General features: G+C 41.7%; 16 protein-coding genes and 4 pseudogenes. 8 read left to right on the top strand and 12 right to left on the bottom strand.

The features are described 5' to 3' along the window. Nucleotides 1-36: 36 nt before the first annotated feature. The 5 genes and pseudogenes from FBB35_RS07710 to FBB35_RS07695 all read right to left on the bottom strand — a co-directional run bounded on the left by FBB35_RS07710 (nt 37) and on the right by FBB35_RS07695 (nt 3,770). On the bottom strand, nt 37-1,374 hold the full coding sequence (locus FBB35_RS07710; RefSeq protein WP_174708167.1) for an IS701 family transposase: 1,338 nt from the start codon (nt 1,372-1,374) through the stop codon (nt 37-39). A gap of 86 nt (nt 1,375-1,460) precedes the next feature. After that, a pseudogene (locus tag FBB35_RS34405) lies at nt 1,461-1,915 on the bottom strand (transposase). Between the two features lie 107 nt (nt 1,916-2,022). Then, nucleotides 2,023-2,418, bottom strand: a complete 396-nt coding sequence (locus tag FBB35_RS34400; protein ID WP_254625668.1) for a transposase — start codon at nt 2,416-2,418, stop codon at nt 2,023-2,025. A 55-nt stretch (nt 2,419-2,473) separates the two neighbouring features. Continuing rightward, a pseudogene (locus FBB35_RS07700) lies at nt 2,474-2,830 on the bottom strand (glycerophosphodiester phosphodiesterase family protein); the annotation flags it as partial. Further along, the gene (locus FBB35_RS07695; RefSeq protein WP_174709171.1) at nt 2,820-3,770 is read right to left on the bottom strand and encodes a hypothetical protein; all 951 of its coding nucleotides are present in this window, start codon (nt 3,768-3,770) and stop codon (nt 2,820-2,822) included. The gene FBB35_RS07695 and the pseudogene FBB35_RS07700, both read right to left, overlap by 11 nt. A gap of 455 nt (nt 3,771-4,225) precedes the next feature. On the opposite strand from FBB35_RS07695, the gene FBB35_RS07690 reads away from it, so the two are divergent. The 4 genes from FBB35_RS07690 (at nt 4,226) to FBB35_RS07675 (ending at nt 8,416) form a co-directional block, all read left to right on the top strand. Beyond that, entirely contained in the window at nt 4,226-4,444 is a 219-nt protein-coding gene (locus tag FBB35_RS07690; RefSeq protein WP_174709170.1) for a hypothetical protein, read from the top strand. A gap of 99 nt (nt 4,445-4,543) precedes the next feature. Continuing rightward, nucleotides 4,544-6,580, top strand: a complete 2,037-nt coding sequence (gene ligA / locus FBB35_RS07685) for an NAD-dependent DNA ligase LigA (RefSeq protein ID WP_174709169.1) — start codon at nt 4,544-4,546, stop codon at nt 6,578-6,580. A gap of 349 nt (nt 6,581-6,929) precedes the next feature. Further along, on the top strand, nt 6,930-7,898 hold the full coding sequence (locus FBB35_RS07680) for a TauD/TfdA family dioxygenase (RefSeq protein ID WP_174709168.1): 969 nt from the start codon (nt 6,930-6,932) through the stop codon (nt 7,896-7,898). A gap of 287 nt (nt 7,899-8,185) precedes the next feature. Continuing rightward, nucleotides 8,186-8,416: a DUF6737 family protein gene (locus FBB35_RS07675; RefSeq protein ID WP_174709167.1), complete on the top strand. Its 231-nt coding sequence runs from the start codon at nt 8,186-8,188 to the stop codon at nt 8,414-8,416. A gap of 21 nt (nt 8,417-8,437) precedes the next feature. Here the strand turns inward: FBB35_RS07675 and FBB35_RS07670 are convergent, their stop codons facing one another. Next, nucleotides 8,438-8,791 (bottom strand): hypothetical protein, encoded by a 354-nt coding sequence (locus tag FBB35_RS07670; RefSeq protein WP_174709166.1) that lies wholly within the window; start codon nt 8,789-8,791, stop codon nt 8,438-8,440. A 111-nt stretch (nt 8,792-8,902) separates the two neighbouring features. Continuing rightward, nucleotides 8,903-9,719: pseudogene (locus tag FBB35_RS07665) on the bottom strand (IS630 family transposase). 526 nt (nt 9,720-10,245) lie between these two features. Here FBB35_RS07665 and FBB35_RS07660 point away from each other — a divergent pair. Next, complete coding sequence (locus FBB35_RS07660) at nt 10,246-10,611, top strand: transposase (protein WP_302480977.1); 366 nt, start codon at nt 10,246-10,248, stop codon at nt 10,609-10,611. Between the two features lie 157 nt (nt 10,612-10,768). Next, nucleotides 10,769-11,041, top strand: a pseudogene (locus FBB35_RS07655) (Uma2 family endonuclease); the annotation flags it as partial. A 45-nt stretch (nt 11,042-11,086) separates the two neighbouring features. Here FBB35_RS07655 and miaA read toward each other — a convergent pair. Next, complete coding sequence (miaA, locus tag FBB35_RS07650; RefSeq protein WP_174709164.1) at nt 11,087-11,995, bottom strand: tRNA (adenosine(37)-N6)-dimethylallyltransferase MiaA; 909 nt, start codon at nt 11,993-11,995, stop codon at nt 11,087-11,089. Nucleotides 11,996-12,192: 197 nt separating this feature from the next. Here miaA and gyrB point away from each other — a divergent pair, with 197 nt between their 5' ends. Beyond that, nucleotides 12,193-14,130 carry a DNA topoisomerase (ATP-hydrolyzing) subunit B gene (gene gyrB, locus FBB35_RS07645; RefSeq protein WP_174709163.1) on the top strand — a complete coding sequence of 646 codons (1,938 nt, stop codon included), beginning with the start codon at nt 12,193-12,195 and terminating at the stop codon, nt 14,128-14,130. Between the two features lie 1,600 nt (nt 14,131-15,730). Then, nucleotides 15,731-16,900 (top strand): RNA polymerase sigma factor RpoD, encoded by a 1,170-nt coding sequence (gene rpoD / locus FBB35_RS07640; protein ID WP_012412585.1) that lies wholly within the window; start codon nt 15,731-15,733, stop codon nt 16,898-16,900. Between the two features lie 136 nt (nt 16,901-17,036). Here rpoD and FBB35_RS07635 read toward each other — a convergent pair whose 3' ends face one another. The 4 genes from FBB35_RS07635 to gyrA form a co-directional block, all read right to left on the bottom strand. After that, nucleotides 17,037-17,222 (bottom strand): chlorophyll a/b-binding protein, encoded by a 186-nt coding sequence (locus tag FBB35_RS07635; protein WP_069073374.1) that lies wholly within the window; start codon nt 17,220-17,222, stop codon nt 17,037-17,039. Nucleotides 17,223-17,525: 303 nt separating this feature from the next. After that, nucleotides 17,526-17,750 (bottom strand): GNAT family N-acetyltransferase, encoded by a 225-nt coding sequence (locus tag FBB35_RS07630; RefSeq protein ID WP_302480976.1) that lies wholly within the window; start codon nt 17,748-17,750, stop codon nt 17,526-17,528. Nucleotides 17,751-18,026: 276 nt separating this feature from the next. Then, the gene (locus tag FBB35_RS07625) at nt 18,027-18,218 is read right to left on the bottom strand and encodes a hypothetical protein (RefSeq protein WP_174709161.1); all 192 of its coding nucleotides are present in this window, start codon (nt 18,216-18,218) and stop codon (nt 18,027-18,029) included. Between the two features lie 6 nt (nt 18,219-18,224). After that, nucleotides 18,225-20,732, bottom strand: a complete 2,508-nt coding sequence (gene gyrA, locus FBB35_RS07620; protein WP_174709160.1) for a DNA gyrase subunit A — start codon at nt 20,730-20,732, stop codon at nt 18,225-18,227. Nucleotides 20,733-21,009 lie beyond the last annotated feature (277 nt).

Genomic DNA, 21,009 nt, shown 5'->3' with positions numbered 1-21,009 from the left:
CACTCTCCGAGATAAGCAAGTAGTAAATAAGTGAAATCATCCAGAAGCAAAAAAGGGTTTAAATTGGTTCATGGCACAAATTAAATGATTAAATCCTAGCAATAAATGAGAATTTGGAAAAATATCTAACCAGGGATAAATCAGCCAAAATAGTAAAAGAGGTTGGACAATTAAACGAAGATTATTAAGAGTATTCTTCCATCCAGAATTATGATTCCATTGTTGATGATGAGAAAAATCTACACAATTAACATAACTAGTACCTATCACCTCAGTTTCAATTTGAAGAGATTGATTTAAGGCTAAAAAGGCTGGGGAATTTAGACTAATCATTGTGTAAACACAAAAAATAATTTCCCACCATCTCTCTATATGTTGAAAATTTGTCAAGCGATAATCTGTCCAGCCGAGTTCCTGTTTACATTGTCGAAACCCATATTCTACCCAGGTTCTTAATCCATATAAATCGCCTAAAGTTTTTTTGAGATTTCCTTGAAGATTCGTCATGACAAATGAAGTGGAATTATCCGGCATTGTTTCTGGATCAGTAGTTATTTCCCAGTAAGTTATGGCTCTTTTTTTACCATAAATTATTTCTCGGATATATCTGATTTCGGATTTTTTATTACTAAATGTTCTCTCAAATTTGCACCACTTGTTAGCTCTAACGCTCTGATTAGCTGGTAGCCAGACTCCGTGATTACTTCTAATTGCTACAACATAAGCTAATTCATATTCATTGAGCTTTTTGATGAATTTGCTACTTTCACCATATAAACTATCGGCTAATACTAATTCAATATTAAACCCCTCATTTATTAATTCTGTAATAATTTCTGACGCTAACTCTATTTTGGTTTTATATTTATCTCCTGATTTGAGCGTCCCTTTCGGTTTAAATACTTTGAAACTTAATGGAAATGTTACATTTTCATAAACTCCATAAGCATTGACTGATACTATTCCATTATCTATTTTTCCTACACTCCCTAGATATTGTCTTGCAACATAATCTGTCTTTTTACCTTTTTTCCTATCTCCAGTTTCATCTATTACTACGGTTATCGCCTGACTATTTAATGCTTTCTTTAATTTATCTAATCTTCGGCTCTTTAATTTATTTGCTGACCAATCTGAATAGGCTATGAAATGATGTAATGACTGTGCCGAGTTTATACTTACTACTTTGGCTATTTCTGGTAATGATTTTCTTTTTATTGGTGCAATTATCCCTAAATGTAAATATTTGAAGCATTCATAATTTCTTACTTCTTTGAACAGGTCTTTATACTCTGCACAATATTCATCTATGATCGCAACTGTTGGCTGGGCATCTCTTGCCAAATGTTTTAGGATTTGTAATTCTACATCCATTGCCCTGCTTACCTGAAGAGAGTTTTTTCTTTTAATCCTTTTATTCAGAATACTCGGAAAGTGACAGAAGAGGGATATAGCGGTTATCAGTCTTGTGAGGTACAGTAGCAGCAGTGAGTAAACCAACCCAGCAAATTCTCTATTGTCACTTCTGCGAATGCCGTATCTAATGCCTGGAGTAAATCAGGGTATGTCCTTGCACCGATGCGACGGAGAATGTTCTTAATCTTGGACCAACAATTCTCAATCGGTGAAAAATCGGGAGAATAGGGGGGAGATAAATGAGATGAGCGCCAGCAGCGATGAGCAAAGCTTCAAGTTCATCACTTTTATGGATTGAGCAGTTATCCATGATCACCACTGCACCAGGCCAAAGTTTGGGTACGAGCTTTTGGGCGATGAAGGCATCAAAAGTCAAAGCATCGATAGAACCTAAGCCACTCCATTGGGTGAGCAGTCCTTTCAAGCTAATTGCACCAATTACCGAGACATTTTTCCCTTTGCGGTTGGGCTTTTGAGCATAGGCCCGAAGGCCAGGCAAGGCGCGGGCACATTTGCGGATGAAGGACAGATTAACTCCCGATTCATCTAAGAAAATCAGCTCTTCGACGGGTATCCCCCTCAAGAGTTTCCAGTACTCAAATCGGGCTAGTTGGACTTCATCACTACCTTTTTTTGTGAGGTGGAGACTTTTTTTTTGAGGTTGAGGTGAAGTTTCCAGCGAACCATCCGATTCACCGTAGCTACCCCAATTAAGACCTCTGTTTTCTCGTAAAGTCGTTCCCGCAATTCGCTTAACGTCGCATCGGGCTGTGCTATGACGAGTTGGCGCAGGATTTCTAACTGTTCAGCATTCAACTTTGTTGCTGTCTGCTCAGTCCGCACCTTGGGGCCTATCATCCCCAATTCTCGATGGCGTTTGAGTAAATTTTGCACAAAACTTAAGGTGACACCAAAGTTTTTAGCCAGTTTTCGTTGGGAAATGTCACCGCAGGCATAAGCATCAACTATTTTTTGACGCAAGTCGAGAGAGTAGGCTTTCATCACCACCAATTATCAGTAGAATTGCTCTCTCCTACTGTACTGAAGTAGACTGATAACCGCTATAAGCGGTATTTTGCGATCGCAGTTGCCCAATTCGCTCTTTGGCTCGTAGTGTTTTCACTTCTGCCAAGGTAAAATCTTCAGTAAACCAGCCAGTTTTTGATTCGCCATCAATTATTTTGGTCGTTTGACGGTGAGAAAATTCTGCATGGCTAGCAACATCAGTAGTTTCAGAAATCTCATTTTCGTGACGAGCAATTAAAACGCCGTCTTTGGTGGAAACTAAATCAGGTTCAATATAATCAGCACCCAATGCAATCGCTAATTCATAAGCGGCTAAAGTATGTTCTGGACGATAGCCGCTAGCGCCTCGGTGTGCAATGATAATTGGAGATGTTGTACTAATAGCCACTTACATCAACTAATCGATATCCTTCACCAACCAGTTTGTCAAAAGTAGCTTGATACTGTGCTGAAGTCAATCCATGTCGCGCCTGCCAAGCTGAACTACCAGACTTTTCCCAAATAGCGGCGTATCGGTTTTGTCCGTTGACATTGTAACCACTTACGTCAACTAATCGATATCCTTCACCAACTAGTTTGTCAAAAGTAGCTTGATACTGGGCTGAGGTCAATCCATGTCGCGCTTCCCAAGCGGGGCCACCAGACTTGACCCAAATAGCGGCGTATCGGTCTTGTCCGTTCACAGCATAACCACTAACATCAACTAACCGATATCCCTGACCAACCAATTTGTCAAAAGTAGCTTGATACTGGGCTGAGGTCAATCCATGTCGCGCTTCCCAAGCTGGGCCATCAGACTTCTCCCAAATAGCGGCATATCGGTCTTGTCCGTTCACAGCATAACCACTAACGTGAACTAATCGATATCCTTCACCAACTAGTTTGTCAAAAGTAGCTTGATACTGGGCTGAGGTTAATCCATGTCGCGCTTCCCAAGCAGGGCCGCCAGACTTGACCCAAATAGCAGCGTATCGGCCTTGTCCGTTCACACTGTAACCACTGACATCAACTAACCGATATCCTTCGCCAACAAGTTTGTCAAAAGTAGCTTGATACTGAGCTGAGGTCAATCCATGTCGCGCTTCCCAAGCCCCACTACCAGACTTGACCCAAATAGCGGCGTATCGGTCTTGTCCGTTAGCGATCGCTTGTCTTCTGACATCGGGTATTCTCTGTAATTGGGCAACATTTTGAGCAATTAGTTTTGTGTTTGTCTCACTATTGCTGACACTATTAGCAAAGTTAATGGGAGCGGCAAAAGCGGAACTGATTAAAGTTGAAAGTAACACTGCACTAGAGGCGGTAAATGTTAAAGAGCGGATGAACATATTAGTAAAATAAAACAGTAAATTTGGGCAGCGCTGACTACATAGGAGGTTTGCGTTTATTTTTTATGCAATACTCAGGTAGCAATGCTGATAATTGTGGATACCCCAGATTTACAGGTGATTCCTGAATTCAGAGTACCGAACTTTTATTTGTATATCTTTGGCATAACTTTACTATGTAGTTTTAGCTTATTTTCTGCCGATGATAGCTAATTAAAGGCGCGATAATCTCTATTATGTGCTTTAAATTTCTTACACTTTCAAGAAAAAGTATTTTAACTCGCTGAGAAGAACATGAACTCAAATAAGCTTAGTAGAAAATACATTTATATTGACTTTAAAAACATCTTATTTTCTAGCCAACAAGAATGGCTTCTATGGTTATTGATCCATATTTTTGAGATGGAACGCTCAAGATCGCATCACTCTCAATACAGTTCAAATAAGGTTTTTTGATGAAAGTTATAGATTGCAAAGAGGCGATAAATCACCGTCTTTACAATAATCATTCCTTTGTAGAGACGGCGATTTATCGCCTCTCTTCCCTTAACCGAACCGTATTGGCATCACTAGTAATGAAAGCTGCTGAAAGATATCCTGTACTTCCTTGCCCTTGTTGTGGCGATCGCCTACCAAGACATCCAATTTGGGTAGAATATAATATGAAAGATTAATTCATGAAAGCCTTAATTTCACGGGTTAGTCGCGGCTATCCAAACAATAGGCTTCATTATGTTTAAATTTTATTCGCTAGATATTTTGTAATTATTCTAATGACACAGATTAAGCCGGAAGTAAAGCGCACAGAAGAATTGCGCCAGTTATTGCAACAAGCCAGCTATGCTTATTACGTCCTAGATACTCCAATTATGGAGGATGCAGTCTATGACCAGCTATATCGCGAATTACAACAACTGGAAATTCAATATCCAGAGTTGACAGCACCCGATAGCCCGACTCAGCGCGTGGGTGAGAGACCGGCAACGCAATTTACCTCGGTGCGGCATAATATCCCCCTGTATAGTCTAGAAAATGCATTCAATATTGATGAGTTGCAAGGGTGGGATCAGCGTTGGCGGCGACAAGTACCGAAAATAGATTCGGTGGAATATGTCACTGAATTGAAAATTGATGGTTCTGCTTTGGCTCTTACCTACCAAGATGGCATTCTAGTTAGAGGGACAACTAGGGGTGATGGCGTGACAGGTGAAGATATCACCCAAAATGTACGGACAATTCGCTCAATTCCCTTGCGTTTAAATTTTGAAGGATTAGAAATTCTCGAAAGGGTGGAAGTGCGAGGCGAAGCGTTTTTGCCGTTGGAAGTATTTAAACAAATTAATGAGGAAAGGCAAAAAGCTGGGGAGCAATTATTCGCTAATCCCCGGAATGCCGCAGCTGGTACACTCAGGCAACTAGACTCCCGCATTGTCGCTAAACGGCGGTTAGCTTTCTTTGGCTATACCCTGCACATTCCTGGTAGAGATGACACCAGTATTGCTAATACCCAATGGGAAGCGTTGGAGTTGTTAGAAAAGATGGGTTTTCAAGTGAACCCAAACCATAAACTTTGTGCCTCGATCACAGAAGTCGCAAAATATTATGAATATTGGGATACGGAACGCCTAAATTTACCCTACATGACTGATGGGGTAGTAGTAAAGCTGAATTCTTTTAAACTCCAAGAACAGCTAGGGTTTACCCAGAAATTCCCTCGCTGGGCGATCGCGTTAAAGTACCCCGCCGAAGAAGCGCCCACCCGTGTGGAAAATATTGCTGTAAATGTCGGACGAACCGGGGCATTAACGCCGTTAGCCGAAATGCGCCCTGTGCAACTGGCGGGGACAACAGTTTCCCGCGCGACTTTACACAATAGCGATCGCATTGCTCAATTAGATATTCGCATTGGGGATACTGTTATTGTCCGCAAAGCTGGAGAAATCATTCCAGAAGTCGTGAGGGTACTCAAAGAACTCCGTCCTACTGACACTGAACCCTTTGTTATGCCCACCCATTGCCCTGTCTGCGATCAAGCAGTAGTGCGAGAATCAGGTGAGGCGGTGACTCGGTGCGTCAATGCTTCCTGTGCAGCGATTCTCAAAGGTTCTATTGAACATTGGGTAAGTCGTGATGCGTTGGACATTAAAGGTTTAGGCGAAAAACTGGTGCATCAACTCGTTGATAAAGTTTTAGTACATTCCGTTGCCGATTTATATGAGTTGACAGCAGATAAGTTATGTGCATTAGAAAGGATGGGGCAAAAGTCAGCAGAGAAATTGATTGATGCGATCGCTCAATCAAAAAATCAACCTTGGTCAAGGGTATTGTATGGTTTAGGCATCCGTCACGTTGGTAGTGTAAATGCTCAACTGTTGACTCAGAAATATTTCACCGTAGATCAGTTAGCGACAGCAAAGCAATCGGATATTGAAGGAATTTACGGTATCGGTGCTGAAATTGCCCAATCTGTGTACCAGTGGTTTCGGATTGATGCCAACCAAAGGTTGATAGAACGCTTACAAGCAGAAGGATTACAATTAACTGCCCCAGAAGAAGCAAAAACAGTTGGTGATGGTAATCAAAAATTCGTAGGTAAAACTTTTGTAGTTACAGGGACATTGCCAACCCTAAAGCGAGATGAGGCAAAGGCTTTGATTCAAAAAGCTGGTGGCAAAGTGACTGATTCGGTGAGTAAAAAAACAGATTATTTGGTGGTAGGAGAAGATGCAGGTTCTAAATTAGAAAAAGCGCTCTCTTTGGGAATTACACAGTTAAGCGAAGCGCAGTTGCTGGAAATGCTTAACGAATAGAGGCAAGGGGCAGGGGGCAGGGGGAATCCACCCACATAAGGGATCTGCGGGTTAATAGTGTCAAAACTCGTTTTACTAATACTTTATTTTCACGCAAGTCCCTAAAAAGGAGGGAATTAGAGTAAGGCTAAGTTCCCCAGAATTGTCTGTAACAAGCTCATAAGGTGCGGAAGGTTCAGCAGTCTAAAAATCGGTATTTTTATACTACTGCAAATCGATAGATATATCGTATAATATTTTTCAAATGCGATCGCTTCCTTTGAGATGTAGGCATAAAGTGCAAACAACATACCAAAGGAAACGGACGAGTGTGAACATTGCCCTATGAATCAAACTATGGAGAATTCAGATGACTAACAAACACATTGAAGTAAAACAGGTAGCTGGTTTCATTGGTGCTGAAATCAGTGGCGTAGACCTTTCACGTCCTTTGCACGATGATGCAGTTAAAGAAATTCGTCAAGCGCTATTGAAGTGGAAAGTCGTGTTCTTTCGCGGCCAGAACATCGATCATGCTGCACAGGTTGCATTCACGGCTCGTTTCGGCGAAGTGACCTACGCACACCCCCACGAAGATGAGCCGATAGAAGGTTTCTCAGAAATCCTACCAATTGACCGCAGCCGCTACGAACGGCGCAATGGTCTACGGCGTTCCAGCTACGAGAGTCGCTGGCATACCGATGTGACAGCAGTTGTCAATCCACCTGCGGCATCTATTTTGCGTGCAGTCAACGTTCCTAGTTTTGGTGGTGACACACAGTGGACTAATTTAGTCGCAGCCTACGAGGGTCTGTCAGCACCCCTGCGGATCCTAGCAGACGGATTGAAAGCTGAACATCGCTTCAATGCGCGTTTGAATCTGCCCAGCAATAGCAAGATCGCCCAGCGCATTGCTGCCAATCCACTGGTTTCAATCCACCCAGTAGTCAGGGTTCATCCTGAGACAGGCGAACGAGCATTGTACGTGAATCCTGGTTTCACCTCGCACATTCTTGACGTGTCACGACAAGAAAGCGACCTGCTGCTTGAGTTGTTCTTCAATCAGATCACTAAGCCTGCCTACATCACTCGCTTCCGATGGAACAACGGTGACATTGCCTTCTGGGACAACCGCGCCACCTCGCATTTAGCCCCACAGGATTTGGATCATCTGGAAGTTGAGCGCGTCCTCTATCGCACAACTATCACGGGTGACGTTCCAGTTGGGCCAGATGGTTTCCGATCGCAAGTGGTTGAAGGTGAAGCGTTCAGTAGCGAATTACCAACCATCTTGAAGAACAGAGGCGATAAGCTAGAAGCAGAACCAGTGCTTTCGTAAGTAGTTAAAAGCTTATATATATACACAAGGCTTTACCCACCTACGCGGGTTAATAACAAGGGGCAAAATCCCCTTGTTAATTTTTTCTGAGTCTACGGAGGTAGACGATAACCAAAATTTATCTGGATTGTACTGTTATATTTGTGAAGAATATTACCAAAACCTTGATAATATTGATAGCTATACCTGCGATGGGCAAAGCCAACGCCTTCAACTCTGCAACCCTAGTAGATCGTTTACCCTAAAAATGGTCAAAGGTAAATTTGGAGTTTTATTAAATAAAACAAATGTCAGAAGAAAAGTCTATAAGTCCTTGGAACTACAAACCTTGGTGGTGTCAGCCCTGGTCTATAATTCTCACAGGTGTAACACTGATTAGTGGTAGCTGGTTATTATTTAAAACCATCTGGCTAACCATTCTCGTCTCTATCCCTATAGTGATGTGGATGGGATTTTTTGTGTTGTTTTGGCCACAACTAATGATTCGCAGTGGGATTTTAGAGTCGTATAAAGACTAATTCTAGAGAAAATTTTAGGTTTCATAATTCTTGCTTTTGCGTAACAATCCACATCAAATCTAACCACAACTGAGGATAAGCTTTCTTAATCTGCAATTTGGGGTCGTGCAACAGATTTGTCGCATTCAGGCAAACAACTTCAACTAGACCCAGAGATTCTGCCACTTCTATCAGTAAATTTTTTTCTGCTACTACAGCAACCATCAATCTGTCAGGACAATAAATCCTAATATGTTTGGCATGAGCGGTATACGCTGCTTTTAAGCTAGAATTTAGCACTTTTATATAGCAGTGGCGTAGTAATTCCCATACTGTTGGGTGAGATTGCTCCATAATAAGGGTAAATTGTTGGGCTAAGTCTTCTTCGGTAATCATTACTTTCTCCATTATTATTGTGCTAAAAACTGTAACTTCATATCTGCACAGTAAGATCAATACGGTTCAGTTAGCGCTAAAAACCGTAAACTGCGTAGTGGCGTGGCAAGGCTAAAATGTTGCAATAGAATCACCTGTTTCATCGGTGTCAAACACCGGATAAAGATGTTTAAGTTTGATACGCGCATCTTCAGTAGTAAAATGCCAAATTACTTTACTGGTGGTGGAGTTACGTTCTTGTTGCCAAGCAGCCAACTCAGTAGAAAGTTCCTCCACTGAAGAAATACGTCTATCTAAACACTGTTGGCTTAAGACACTTAATTCAATCTCAGCAACATTGAGCCAACTACCATTACGGGGAGTGTAATAAATCTCCAGTTTCCGAGCTAAACGATGAGCTTCAACACTTCTGAAAAGCTTCATACAAAGAGGCAATATTATGAGTGTTGAGATGATCACAGACTAATTTGACTTTGTTAGCATGAGGATAGTCTTCATCTAATAACTGACGTACTTCTTCAGCCCAATCTACACGAGTCCCATGGTCACGATTGCTGACTCTTCGCCAACCTCGATTCGGGTCGAAGAACATAAATAAAGCTTGGACTCCTTCACGAGTGTAGTGATAATCTTCTTTTTCATCATGACCAGGTTTGGCGGGAATCGGCTCGAAGACATGTCCCGTTAACTGTATAGCCGCTTCATCCATACATATAAGCGGTTCCGACTCACTATGCTCTTGACTGTAAATATCCAAAACTACTTCCATTGTCCATTTTTTCATTGCACCCTTACCTTCATCACACATCAACAGCACTTGTGCGTGCAATATTTTTTTGGCTGAGGCATATCCATTACGGCTAATCACTTCTAGTTTTTGCCTCTGTTCTGTATTTAAAAGCACTTTATCCCTACGACCTTTTCCCATCAGCTTACCCCGATTTTGCGCCTTTTATATTCCACTATTTTAGCCTTGCCATGCCACTAGGTTGGGTTAAGCAAAGCGTATTGCACTAAAGATGACGCAGCATTGCTAATGTTGTGTGCATTTTTATCTGAGTAAAATTAGCAATTTTAGTTTGGGTAAAATTTATCCATCAGGCAGAATTTGTTGATAAGTTTTCTACGGCTTATGTTACTTTCCTATCAAGGATCAAAGCTGAAACTGATTACTAAAACCGTATCAATCGCTGCTTTATACCAAACTAATTGCTATAAAGCCAAGCAGGGTAAGAGCATCTCAATCAGGCTTGACACAATGAATTAGAAGAATCTAAAGTCTCGCCAATGAAACAACTGAGAACCTGAATCATATAATAGATTAGTCCTAAATATAATCTTATACCAATTTAATATGAAGCTGCATATAATAGAGAAAACAAACTCGATAAATTAAAATAACCTTCTGAAATTGTCTAGAAAAACATCTAGCACCCGGCAAGTGTGTTCGCTACCTGTGCCAGGATGAAACTATGGTTGGACTCAAAACTCTTACAGGAAAAGTGATTACAGCTTCCGGAGTCAAGCCCACTGTTAAGGTGATATGGCCAAGAGATAACTTTTGGATTTATGGTGCAATTGAACCATTAACTGGAGACCACTTTCTTTATGAGTATCCGAAACTGAATGGCGAGTGTTTTCAACAGTTCTTGGACTGGCTATCTGTGCAATTAGGCTCGGATTATGCAATTTTACAGATTGATCAAGCATCGGCTCATACAAGTTCAGTGATTAGCTGGCAAGAGTTTATTATTCCTCTATTTCAACCACCATCGGCTCCTGAACTCAATCAAGAAAGAAAGGCTTTGGCAAGCTCTTAAGAAACCTCTCAAAAATCAACTTTTCTCTTCTTTACAAGCTTTACGCGAACGCATCCAAGAGATATTCGACCAACTTACATTTGAGCAAGTAATTTCTGTCTCTTCTTATAACTTTATCTTAGAAGCTCTTTTCTATGCAGCTTCACATTAAATTGGTATAAGGGGAACACGCTACTTTGATTCAGAAACTTGGTTAGAACAAGTTGGTTTAGGTATAACTTTGTGGAAAGGTAAATTTGAAGATAGACAGGATACTTGGTTACGTTGGTGCTATCAAGATGGTACTGTTTTGCTAACTGGAGATGAACACGCCGAACAAGAACGACAACGCACTGAACAAGAACGACAACGTGCTGAACAACCTGAACAACGCACCCAAATTTTAGCAGAACGGCTACGAGCTATGGGCATCGATCCCGAAACTCTCTAGGACACTCATGTAAAAACGCGAAAATTTTGATATGAGCAAAAAATCTTATGAAGAATTAGTGCAATTTGTAAACTCACTTATCCTGTGCCAAACCTTATCTAATAAATCAGGATCATTCGCATCAAACCATTCAATTTGGGGATATGCGCGAAACCAAGTGCGTTGTCGCTTGGCAAATTGTCGTGTATGCAAAACTATTAACTCTTTCGCTTCATCTAAGGAAATATCCCCAGCTAAATATTGTTTGATTTCTTGATAGCCCAAAGTATTCAACAAAGACAAATCAGCGCCATATTTTTGACAAAGATATTCCACCTCCGCAACCAAACCATCTGCTATCATTTGGTCAGTACGCTGTTTAATCCGATTCCCCAACTTTTCAACATCGCAATCCAAACCAATTTGCAAAATCGGATAATTCGGCGGATTCTCCCCTTGTTGTTGGGAAATCGGGTATCCAGTAACATAATATACTTCTAAGGCTCTTAGAGTTCGTACTGAATCATTAGAATGAATTTTTTGTGCTGCAACGGGGTCAATTTGTTGTAGCATGGCGTAGAGTTGAAGCTGACCTAGAGATTCAAGTTGCGATCGCAATTCAATTTGTGGTGCAACTCTAGGAATTTTCATCCCTTGAACAATGGAACGGATATATAAACCCGTGCCACCAACTAGCAAAAGTGGCGTAACATCAACAGAAGCAATTAACGCTTGTGTTTGTTCCTGGTAGTCTGCTACTGTCATCGTGTCTGTGGGATCGCAGATATCTATTAGATAGTGCGGCACTAATTTTTGTTCAGCCACAGTTGGTTTTGCCGTCCCAATATCAAACTTACGGTAAACTTGACGAGAATCGGCACTAATAATTACAGAACCCAACCGCATCGCCAAAGCCAAAGCCAAACTCGACTTACCCGTTGCCGTCGCCCCACAAATCACAATTAATTTAGTCATTAGTCATTAGTCATTAATTTTCTTCCCTTTCTCCCCTGCCCATCTTTGCCACTATTGCACGGTAGTGCAACCCTAGTATAAACTTCTCTTGAAAATGCCCTACAGACGCTAGCAAGGCTTTTGTGTTACAATTTTGGAGTGTTTTTGCTTTTAATTAATTTTAGGCGAGTTTAACCCCACGCATCAGGAGAGTTTACATGACGAGCAGTTACAGTGCCGATCAGATTCAAGTTCTGGAAGGTCTGGAAGCCGTCCGCAAACGACCAGGAATGTACATTGGTACCACCGGGCCGCGAGGACTCCACCATCTAGTTTACGAGGTGGTGGACAATTCAATCGATGAGGCTTTGGCGGGTCATTGCACTCATATAGAGGTGGATATCAACGCAGATGGTTCCGTGACTGTAACAGATGATGGTCGCGGTATTCCCGTCGATACTCACTCGCGCACCGGGAAATCGGCTTTGGAAACCGTGATGACGGTACTACATGCTGGTGGTAAGTTTGGCGGTGGTGGCTACAAAGTTTCTGGAGGATTGCACGGGGTTGGTATTTCTGTTGTTAATGCCCTATCTGAAGTTGTAGAAGTTACAGTTTGGCGAGATAAAAAGGTTCATCTCCAACGCTATGAACGCGGTATCCCAGTTACCGAACTGCAAACAAAGCCTTACAAAGAAGCGAGAACTGGAACTTCTGTCACCTTCAAGCCAGATACTCAAATCTTTACAACTAGCATTGAATTTGATTACATCACTTTATCAGGTCGCCTACGGGAATTGGCGTATCTGAATGCAGGTGTCAAAATTACCTTTACTGACCATCGTTTAGAACTACTAAAAAGCGATACACCCAAGGTAGAAACCTACGAATACAAGGGTGGGATCAAAGAGTACATTGCTTACATGAACCGTGAAAAGCAACCCCTGCATGAAGAAATTATCTATGTACAGGGCGAACGCAACAACGTACAAGTGGAAGTTTCTTTGCAATGGTGTACTGATGCTTATACGGATAATGTGTTAGGTTTTGCTAACAATATTCGTACCGTGGATGGTGGTACGCACTTAGAAGGGTTGAAGGCGGTTCTGACACGGACATTAAATGCGATCGCTCGTAAGCGCAATAAAATTAAAGAGAATGAAACTAACCTCAGTGGCGAACACGTCCGCGAAGGTTTGACTGCGGTAATTTCCGTTAAAGTTCCAGATCCAGAATTTGAAGGACAAACCAAGACCAAACTCGGTAACACTGAAGTGCGGGGGATTGTCGATTCTTTAGTAGGAGAAGTCCTCACTGAATATCTAGAATTTCATCCGGCGATCGCAGACTCAATTTTAGATAAAGCTATCCAAGCTTTCAAGGCCGCAGAAGCAGCGCGTCATGCGCGGGAATTAGTTAGACGCAAATCTGTACTGGAATCTTCGCCATTACCTGGTAAATTAGCAGATTGTAGTTCTCGTGACCCTAGCGAATCTGAGATATTCATCGTGGAAGGTGACTCAGCAGGCGGAAGTGCGAAACAAGGACGCGATCGCCGCACTCAAGCTATCTTGCCTCTACGTGGTAAAATTCTTAACATAGAAAAAACCGATGACGCTAAAATTTATAAAAATAACGAAGTTCAATCGTTAATTACAGCACTCGGTTTAGGTGTCAAAGGTGATGAATTCGATTCCAACCAACTGCGTTATCACCGTATAGTCATTATGACGGATGCTGACGTAGATGGGGCGCACATCCGTACTTTGTTGTTAACATTCTTCTATCGATATCAGCGATCGCTCATCGAACAAGGCTTTATTTATATTGCTTGTCCCCCACTGTTTAAAGTAGAACGGGGACGTAATCATGAGTACTGCTATAGTGATCGCGAAAAGAATCAAGCGATCGCCAAATTCCCTGCTAACGCCAACTATACCATCCAACGCTTCAAAGGTTTGGGTGAAATGATGCCACAACAACTCTGGGATACCACCATGAACCCAGAAACCCGCAAAATGAAGCAAGTCGAAATTGAGGACGCAGCCGAAGCCGATCGCATCTTCACAATTTTAATGGGCGATCGCGTCGCACCCAGACGAGAATTTATCGAAACTTATGGTTCTAAACTCAACTTCACCGATTTAGATATTTAATATCAATTCCCTACCACTACTCTAATAATTTGTGACATTGGTAATGAGTGATACGTTTTCACCCATTACCTTTTTTATATCCGAGGCTTCTATGAAAATACTTCTTTTGGATGATGACAAAGCAAGATTTCATAAATGCTTTATCCACCTGTGCCTCTGCGGTAGACTTCGACAAGCCACTCCACATCTATATTATTCCGTAACTCTTACGTAAATTTGAAATTAGTAGATACCCATATAATTTGCTTATTGTCAATATCTGACGAAAATTCAATTTTCTAGTGTTAGCAACAATACCAACTTTGTTGGAAAAATAGTTATAACAATGCTTTTTACACTGACTAGCTGATTAATTTTGTCCACCAACTAGAAACACATTTGTTATGCTTTAAGAAAATCACTGAATATAGTCTATCAAACAGCAATTAATAAGTATTTTGAGGATTTTTCATCATAAGATGACAGAAACTTACTGAAAGAAAAGTATTGAAATTTACAATTAAGTTACGCAATCAAGCTATGTAACTAAAATCATCAGGTAGTTTTCTGGGTTCTCTCGGCTTGAGAGAATGGCTAGTGGAAGCACACACCATCTGGCTAAAAACTTGTTAGTATCTTCATGTACTGCCGTAGCGATCGCGATTGTATCGTATGTATCTAATGAAGTTTTGCCAGAAATAGGACTATACTGGCAAATTCACAGGACAAATTGTTTTTGAATTGATTAAAATATCCTTGTATACAATAAGAAGAGTTTGTCAAGTTTCATAAGGCTGAAATCGCCACAGTGCGCTAACGTGTGAATAAGGCCGAATTAGTTAAACCTAAATTGATCTGCCATCAGGTCGATATGCTACAGCCTCAACTCCTCAGTTAAGGTAATTAGTAAGCAGAAGGTTAACTCCTTTAAGGCAAGCACTGCCACCCTGGTTGTATTTACCCAATCGAAAGATTAGCTTTAATCTCAGGAATGCGTAATTTATGAAGGAAATGTAAAAATGGGTAGATTAATACTTGTCGTCTGAGTTAACATACAATGCACTCTTTCTAAGTAATTAATGTTGTGTAAAATACATGAAATCGAGCAGGAGCAAGCGTACTTACTTTGTAATGTAATAAGAACGTCACTGCAATTCCGAAAAGTGGAGAAAAAATTTCAGGGTATAACTCTTGTTTTTAATGTCTTTTTGGTAATAGTGACTAATAATTACTCTAGGAGTTCATGATTAATACACAAAAAGAGTGCAATTTCTGTGAAACAGGCTACAATCGGAAGAGTCTTTATAAGAAAATCTGCCAGCAGTCTGAACTCATTAGTATAGAGTGGCAAATTTTTTCAGAAAGACGAGTATTTTTTTGACCAGTTAGTTGAAAGCAATATGTGATAGCAACACATATAACATTTACTAGGGTGAGCAAATCACTTTTAGAAATGGCTTAAACTAAAGTAAAAAAACCTCCTACCAGAGGTGCAAAAGATCCGAAAATATTTCTGGCAAATCTGCCAAAAAGCTTATTTTCGGTTGACAATTGGCTCGTTTAAAAGAGCAGTAAACACATCTTGAGTAATTGATTCTGCAAGGAGCATGAGGAACGCGGCATGAACCAGGCTAACAACGTACTCGAAAGCATATATCAGCCTGACCTAGAAATAATGAATCAGCCTGAGCTCGAGTTAGAAGAACTCTTAATAGATGATGAAGAGGACTTGCTTATCATCGATGAAGGTGACGATGAATTTTTAGAGCCTCAGTCTGATGAGGACGACGCAAAGTCTGGAAAAGCCGCTAAATCGCGTCGTCGGACACAAAGCAAGAAAAAGCATTACACAGAAGATTCCATTCGGCTTTACTTGCAAGAAATTGGTAGAATTCGTCTGTTGCGGGCAGACGAAGAAATCGAATTGGCGCGGAAAATCGCCGATTTGCTGGAATTAGAGAGGGTGCGGGAAAGACTCTCAGAACAGTTGGATCGCGATCCTCGAGATAGTGAATGGGCAGAAGCAGTCCAACTGCCCTTACCAGCTTTTCGTTATCGCCTGCATGTTGGTCGCAGAGCGAAAGATAAGATGGTGCAATCTAACCTCCGTCTTGTGGTTTCAATTGCTAAGAAGTACATGAATCGTGGTTTGTCGTTCCAAGACTTAATTCAGGAAGGCAGTCTCGGTTTGATTCGTGCCGCTGAAAAGTTTGACCACGAAAAAGGCTATAAGTTCTCCACTTATGCTACATGGTGGATTCGTCAAGCAATTACCCGCGCGATCGCAGATCAATCCCGCACAATTCGTCTTCCAGTTCACCTTTACGAAACCATCTCTCGGATTAAGAAAACTACCAAGTTGCTGTCTCAAGAAATGGGTCGCAAACCCACCGAGGAAGAAATTGCCACTCGGATGGAAATGACCATTGAGAAATTGCGGTTTATAGCAAAATCTGCCCAGTTGCCTATTTCATTAGAAACGCCTATTGGTAAAGAAGAAGATTCTCGATTGGGTGATTTTATTGAATCCGATGGTGAGACACCAGAAGACCAAGTTTCCAAAAATCTTCTGCGCGAAGACCTGGAAAAAGTCCTCGACAGTCTCAGTCCCCGTGAACGCGATGTCCTTAGACTACGTTACGGCTTGGATGATGGTCGGATGAAGACCCTTGAGGAAATCGGACAGATTTTCAACGTCACCCGCGAACGGATTCGTCAAATTGAGGCGAAGGCACTCCGCAAGTTACGCCACCCAAATCGTAACAGCGTTCTCAAAGAGTATATTCGGTAGTCAATTAGTCATTAGTCATTGGTCATTAGTAAATAAACAAATGACAACTGACAAATGACAAAACAATAAAAAACCTGGTAGTGAATTAGCACTCCAGGTTTTTTTATTTATAGGTCATCTTAAATATTAAAACTTATTATAGGATGCCCCAAAAATGTAGGAAGCCTTGACCAGAAAAAACTTCAACCAAAATAGCTGCTGAAAAGCCAATCATTGCCAAGCGACCGTTCCAAATTTCTGCTTGTGGGGTAAAGCCCCAGCGCCAAGCGTTGCGATCTTCAATTACAGGAGTTGTTACTTTTGTTGTGCTTGCATTTGTCATGGTTCGGACTCCAAACTTAACTTTTAAGGTTTATTGCCTTATGTAAACTAATATAACAAATATTTTTAGAAAGGCAACATTTTTTATACTTTTGTTTCCATACCTTGACATAAATAGAAATAGCTATTTATACAGATTAAAACATCAGCCTTTAGTGAGATTTACAGAGATCAAAGAAATGTTCTCTAGACTTTTAGCTTTATAGGCTAATACATCTTATTAAGATTTATTATTAAGTAATTTAGTTATATGGTCTTTATTTTGGAATAATTTTGGATTATAAAATTAAAACTTATTAAGAATTTAAGTCATTACTAGACCATATCCATTTCTTTTGAAGTCGAAACAAAACCAAGCTGCCCGTACCTCAGTGGAATGAAGCCAGAGGCATTTTGCCTCAGTTTCTCTCACAAAGCAGATAATTTCCTTTAATAAAGCTGTTGCAATTCCCTGTCCTCGCCACATCGGAATTGTATAAACGTTCATAATGTAGGCCTCTAAACCTGAGATATTGCCGTTATAAGGCAATAAGCTTGGGTTAAAAGCTACTGGCAAAAATTTTGGGTTTTTGAGACGTGATAAATCGCTACAAGGGTTTTAGTCTTATCTGAACTGTATTGCGTTATGAGGGGTAAGGGGTCGTTGAAAAAATACCAAGCCGCTAGTGGCAACATTTTGATAATCCACTTCAGCCAAAGGATCTGCGGGTTAATAGTGTCCCAAGCAGGTGGGTTTCGACTGCGCTCAACTCTCGACATCTGAGGGTTGAGCGCAGTCAAAACTCGGTTTACTGGTACTTTATTTTCACGCAAGTTCTAACCAAGCTAAAAACTTACCCGACGGCATTTTTTCGCCAATATATTTTCGAGTTGCTTCTGCTAGGTTTGCGGTGTCACAGTCACCTTTAATTTCGCCAGCCTCCCGCAGGAATTCGAGATACAGTTGGATTAGCGCCTCTAAATCCTGCAAGTTAGCTTGTCGAAAGTTGAAGATCACTCTGATTTACGATCGCACTTCAGCCACAGTGATTATTTTTTCATCGCGGTTGAGTTGGATAATACTTTCACCTTTGACATCCCTACCCAAAATCGGCACTGTTTCCACAGGTATTCGCACTACCCGTTCTTTATTAGTCACTAAAGCGACCTCAGCAGATGCAATCGCTATAACCATACCAGCTAAATTGTCAGTTTTACTGGCAAATTTCAGGGCTTGCGTGCCTAAATCACCGCGATTAGCCGCTCTTAACTGACTCGCAGCCATCCGCTTGGCATATCCTTCTTGAGTAACTAGCAAAAGATAATCATCTTTGCCGACAGTGACACAACCAACCATCTGCTGATTTCTCAATAGTCGAAATGCTTGTAAACCCATTGCTGCGCGACCCATGACTGGTAACTGTTCATCATTGGCTGGAAAGCGCAACACTCGCCCACCGGAACTAGCTAGAATCAGATGCGCCCCTGGAGCAGTGAACTGGGTAAATGACAATTCATCATCGTCTTTGAGCTTTAAAATCGTGATTCCGCGCCGCGTCAAGTTTGTGAATTCTCCCAGAGACAAACGCTTAATTCGTCCCTGTTTTGTTAAGAGAATCATCTGTTGAGTTTCGAGATTATCCGGTAGTAAAAAGCGGCTGACTACAGCTTCTTGAGCGCCTTGAGCAGTATTACTGAGCATAGTAATCAAAGGTTTTCCCCGTGGAGAACGCCCAGTAGTTGGAGGAATTTCTCCTACATTCACAGGATAGACTTTGCCGCCACCGGTTAGTATTAGCAAGTCTTTTTGGGTGTCAGTCAACACAGTTTGGATAATAAAGTCATTATCGTGCAGACCATTTTCAGCTTTTGACTTTCTCCCAGATGGTTGGGTGCGACGAACATAACCCCGTTGGGTAAATTCTAAAATTGCTTCTTCTGCTGGTTCAGAAGATTTAAGTTCCTCCTCCTCTGCCCCTTTGCTCCTCTGCCCCTCTGTCCTAGACTTCTGCTCCTCTGCCCTAGACTTTTGCTCCTCTCCAATTTTTGTCCGCCGGGGATCGCTGTACTTGCGCTTGAGCGATCGCAAATCTTTTTTCAGCGCCTTGAGTAATTCGCGGCGATCGTTGAGTAATTGCTCCAGCAAACTAATTTGTCCGCTGATCTGCTCAAATTCCTGCTGCAAATTTTGCTGTTCTAAACTGGTGAGGCGACGCAACGGCATAGCCAAAATTGCATCTCCTTGTACCTCACTCAAATCCAGTCGGCTACAAAGATTTATTTTTGCCGTACTACCATCGGGAGCTTGGCGCAAAATTTGAATTACCTCATCCAAATTAGACAGCGCTTTCAGCAGACCTTCTACCAAATGCACACGACTTTGGGCCTTCCCTAACTCGTAATTGTAGCGACGGTTTAGCGTCTCTTCTCGGAAACTCAAAAATTCTTGCAACAGTTGGCGCAAACTTAACTGACGGGGTTGTCCATCCACGATTGCGAGGAGAATTGCCCCAAAAGTCATTTGTAAAGCAGTTTGGTGATATAAATGCTGGAGAACTTCTTGGGGATTGGTATCGCGTTTGAGTTCAATTACTACTCGCATCCCTTCGCGATCGCTCTCATCTCGCAGATCAGAAATTCCTTGCAAACGACCTTGATTTACTAAGTCTGCTACCTTCTCAATCCAGGCAGCTTTATTCACTTGATATGGCAATTCTGTAATGATAATTGCCGTCCGTCGCTTGCTTCCCCTACTGGCTGGAATTTCTTCTAGAGTCGCAACTCCCCGCAGCAGAATTCCACCTTTACCTGTGGTGTATGCTTCCCGAATTCCAGTCTCACCAATTATTTCTCCACCGGTGGGAAAGTCTGGCCCTGGAATTAGCTCAAATAATTTTTCATCTGGCAAATCTGGGTTGTCGATTAAGGCAATTAACCCATCCACAATTTCCCCCAAGTTGTGGGGTGGTACATTTGTCGCCATTCCCACGGCGATGCCAGAACAGCCATTGAGCAACAGAAACGGCAATTGAGCAGGTAGCACTGTTGGTTCTTGCTGGGAATTATCAAAGTTCCCGACAAATTCTACCGTCTCTTCGCCGATTTCTGTCAGCATTCCCTCATGACTGATGGGTGCGAGGCGTGTTTCTGTGTAACGCATCGCTGCTGGCGGGTCATTATCGACGCTACCAAAGTTACCGTGTCCTGCTAGCAAAGGATAGCGGCTAGAAAAATCCTGCACCAGCCTGACTAAGGCATCGTAAACTGATTGGTCGCCGTGGGGATGGTATTTACCCAACACATCACCCACTACACGGGCACATTTTCGATAGGGTCTATCTGGTACTAAACCGAGTTCGTGCATTGCATACAAAATGCGCCGATGCACTGGTTTTAAGCCATCACGCACGTCTGGTAGCGCTCGCCCGACAATCACGCTCATGGCATATTCGAGATAAGACCGTTGCATCTCGGTGTGCAGGGCTGTTGGAATTACCTGTCCCGTTGAGAGAAGGTTTAACTGTTTTGCCATGAGTTTTTTCCCTGAAATTTAACTACACAAAAGCCGGCGGAACTCAATATTGCAGCAACCACAGCATAACGGATGAAATGGGATTCCTAACAAAATATTGATAGTCATAGAAGAAAAAGCAGTAGTATCATCCTTGATGACAAGGAGGTACATACACTATTAAAAAGGAAACAGATAGCAGGTAGCTGTTTTAATCGAATGATAATCTGCTACACATTTAATTTGTATAGGCTTTATAGCCAGGATACCTGCCATGACTGCATTTTCTCATTTTTAA

Origin of the sequence: Nostoc sp. TCL240-02, assembly GCF_013343235.1 — a bacterium.
Lineage (GTDB): Bacteria > Cyanobacteriota > Cyanobacteriia > Cyanobacteriales > Nostocaceae > Nostoc.
The sequence above is the reverse complement of the archived record's forward strand: the minus strand, read 5'-3'. Positions and strand labels throughout refer to the sequence as shown.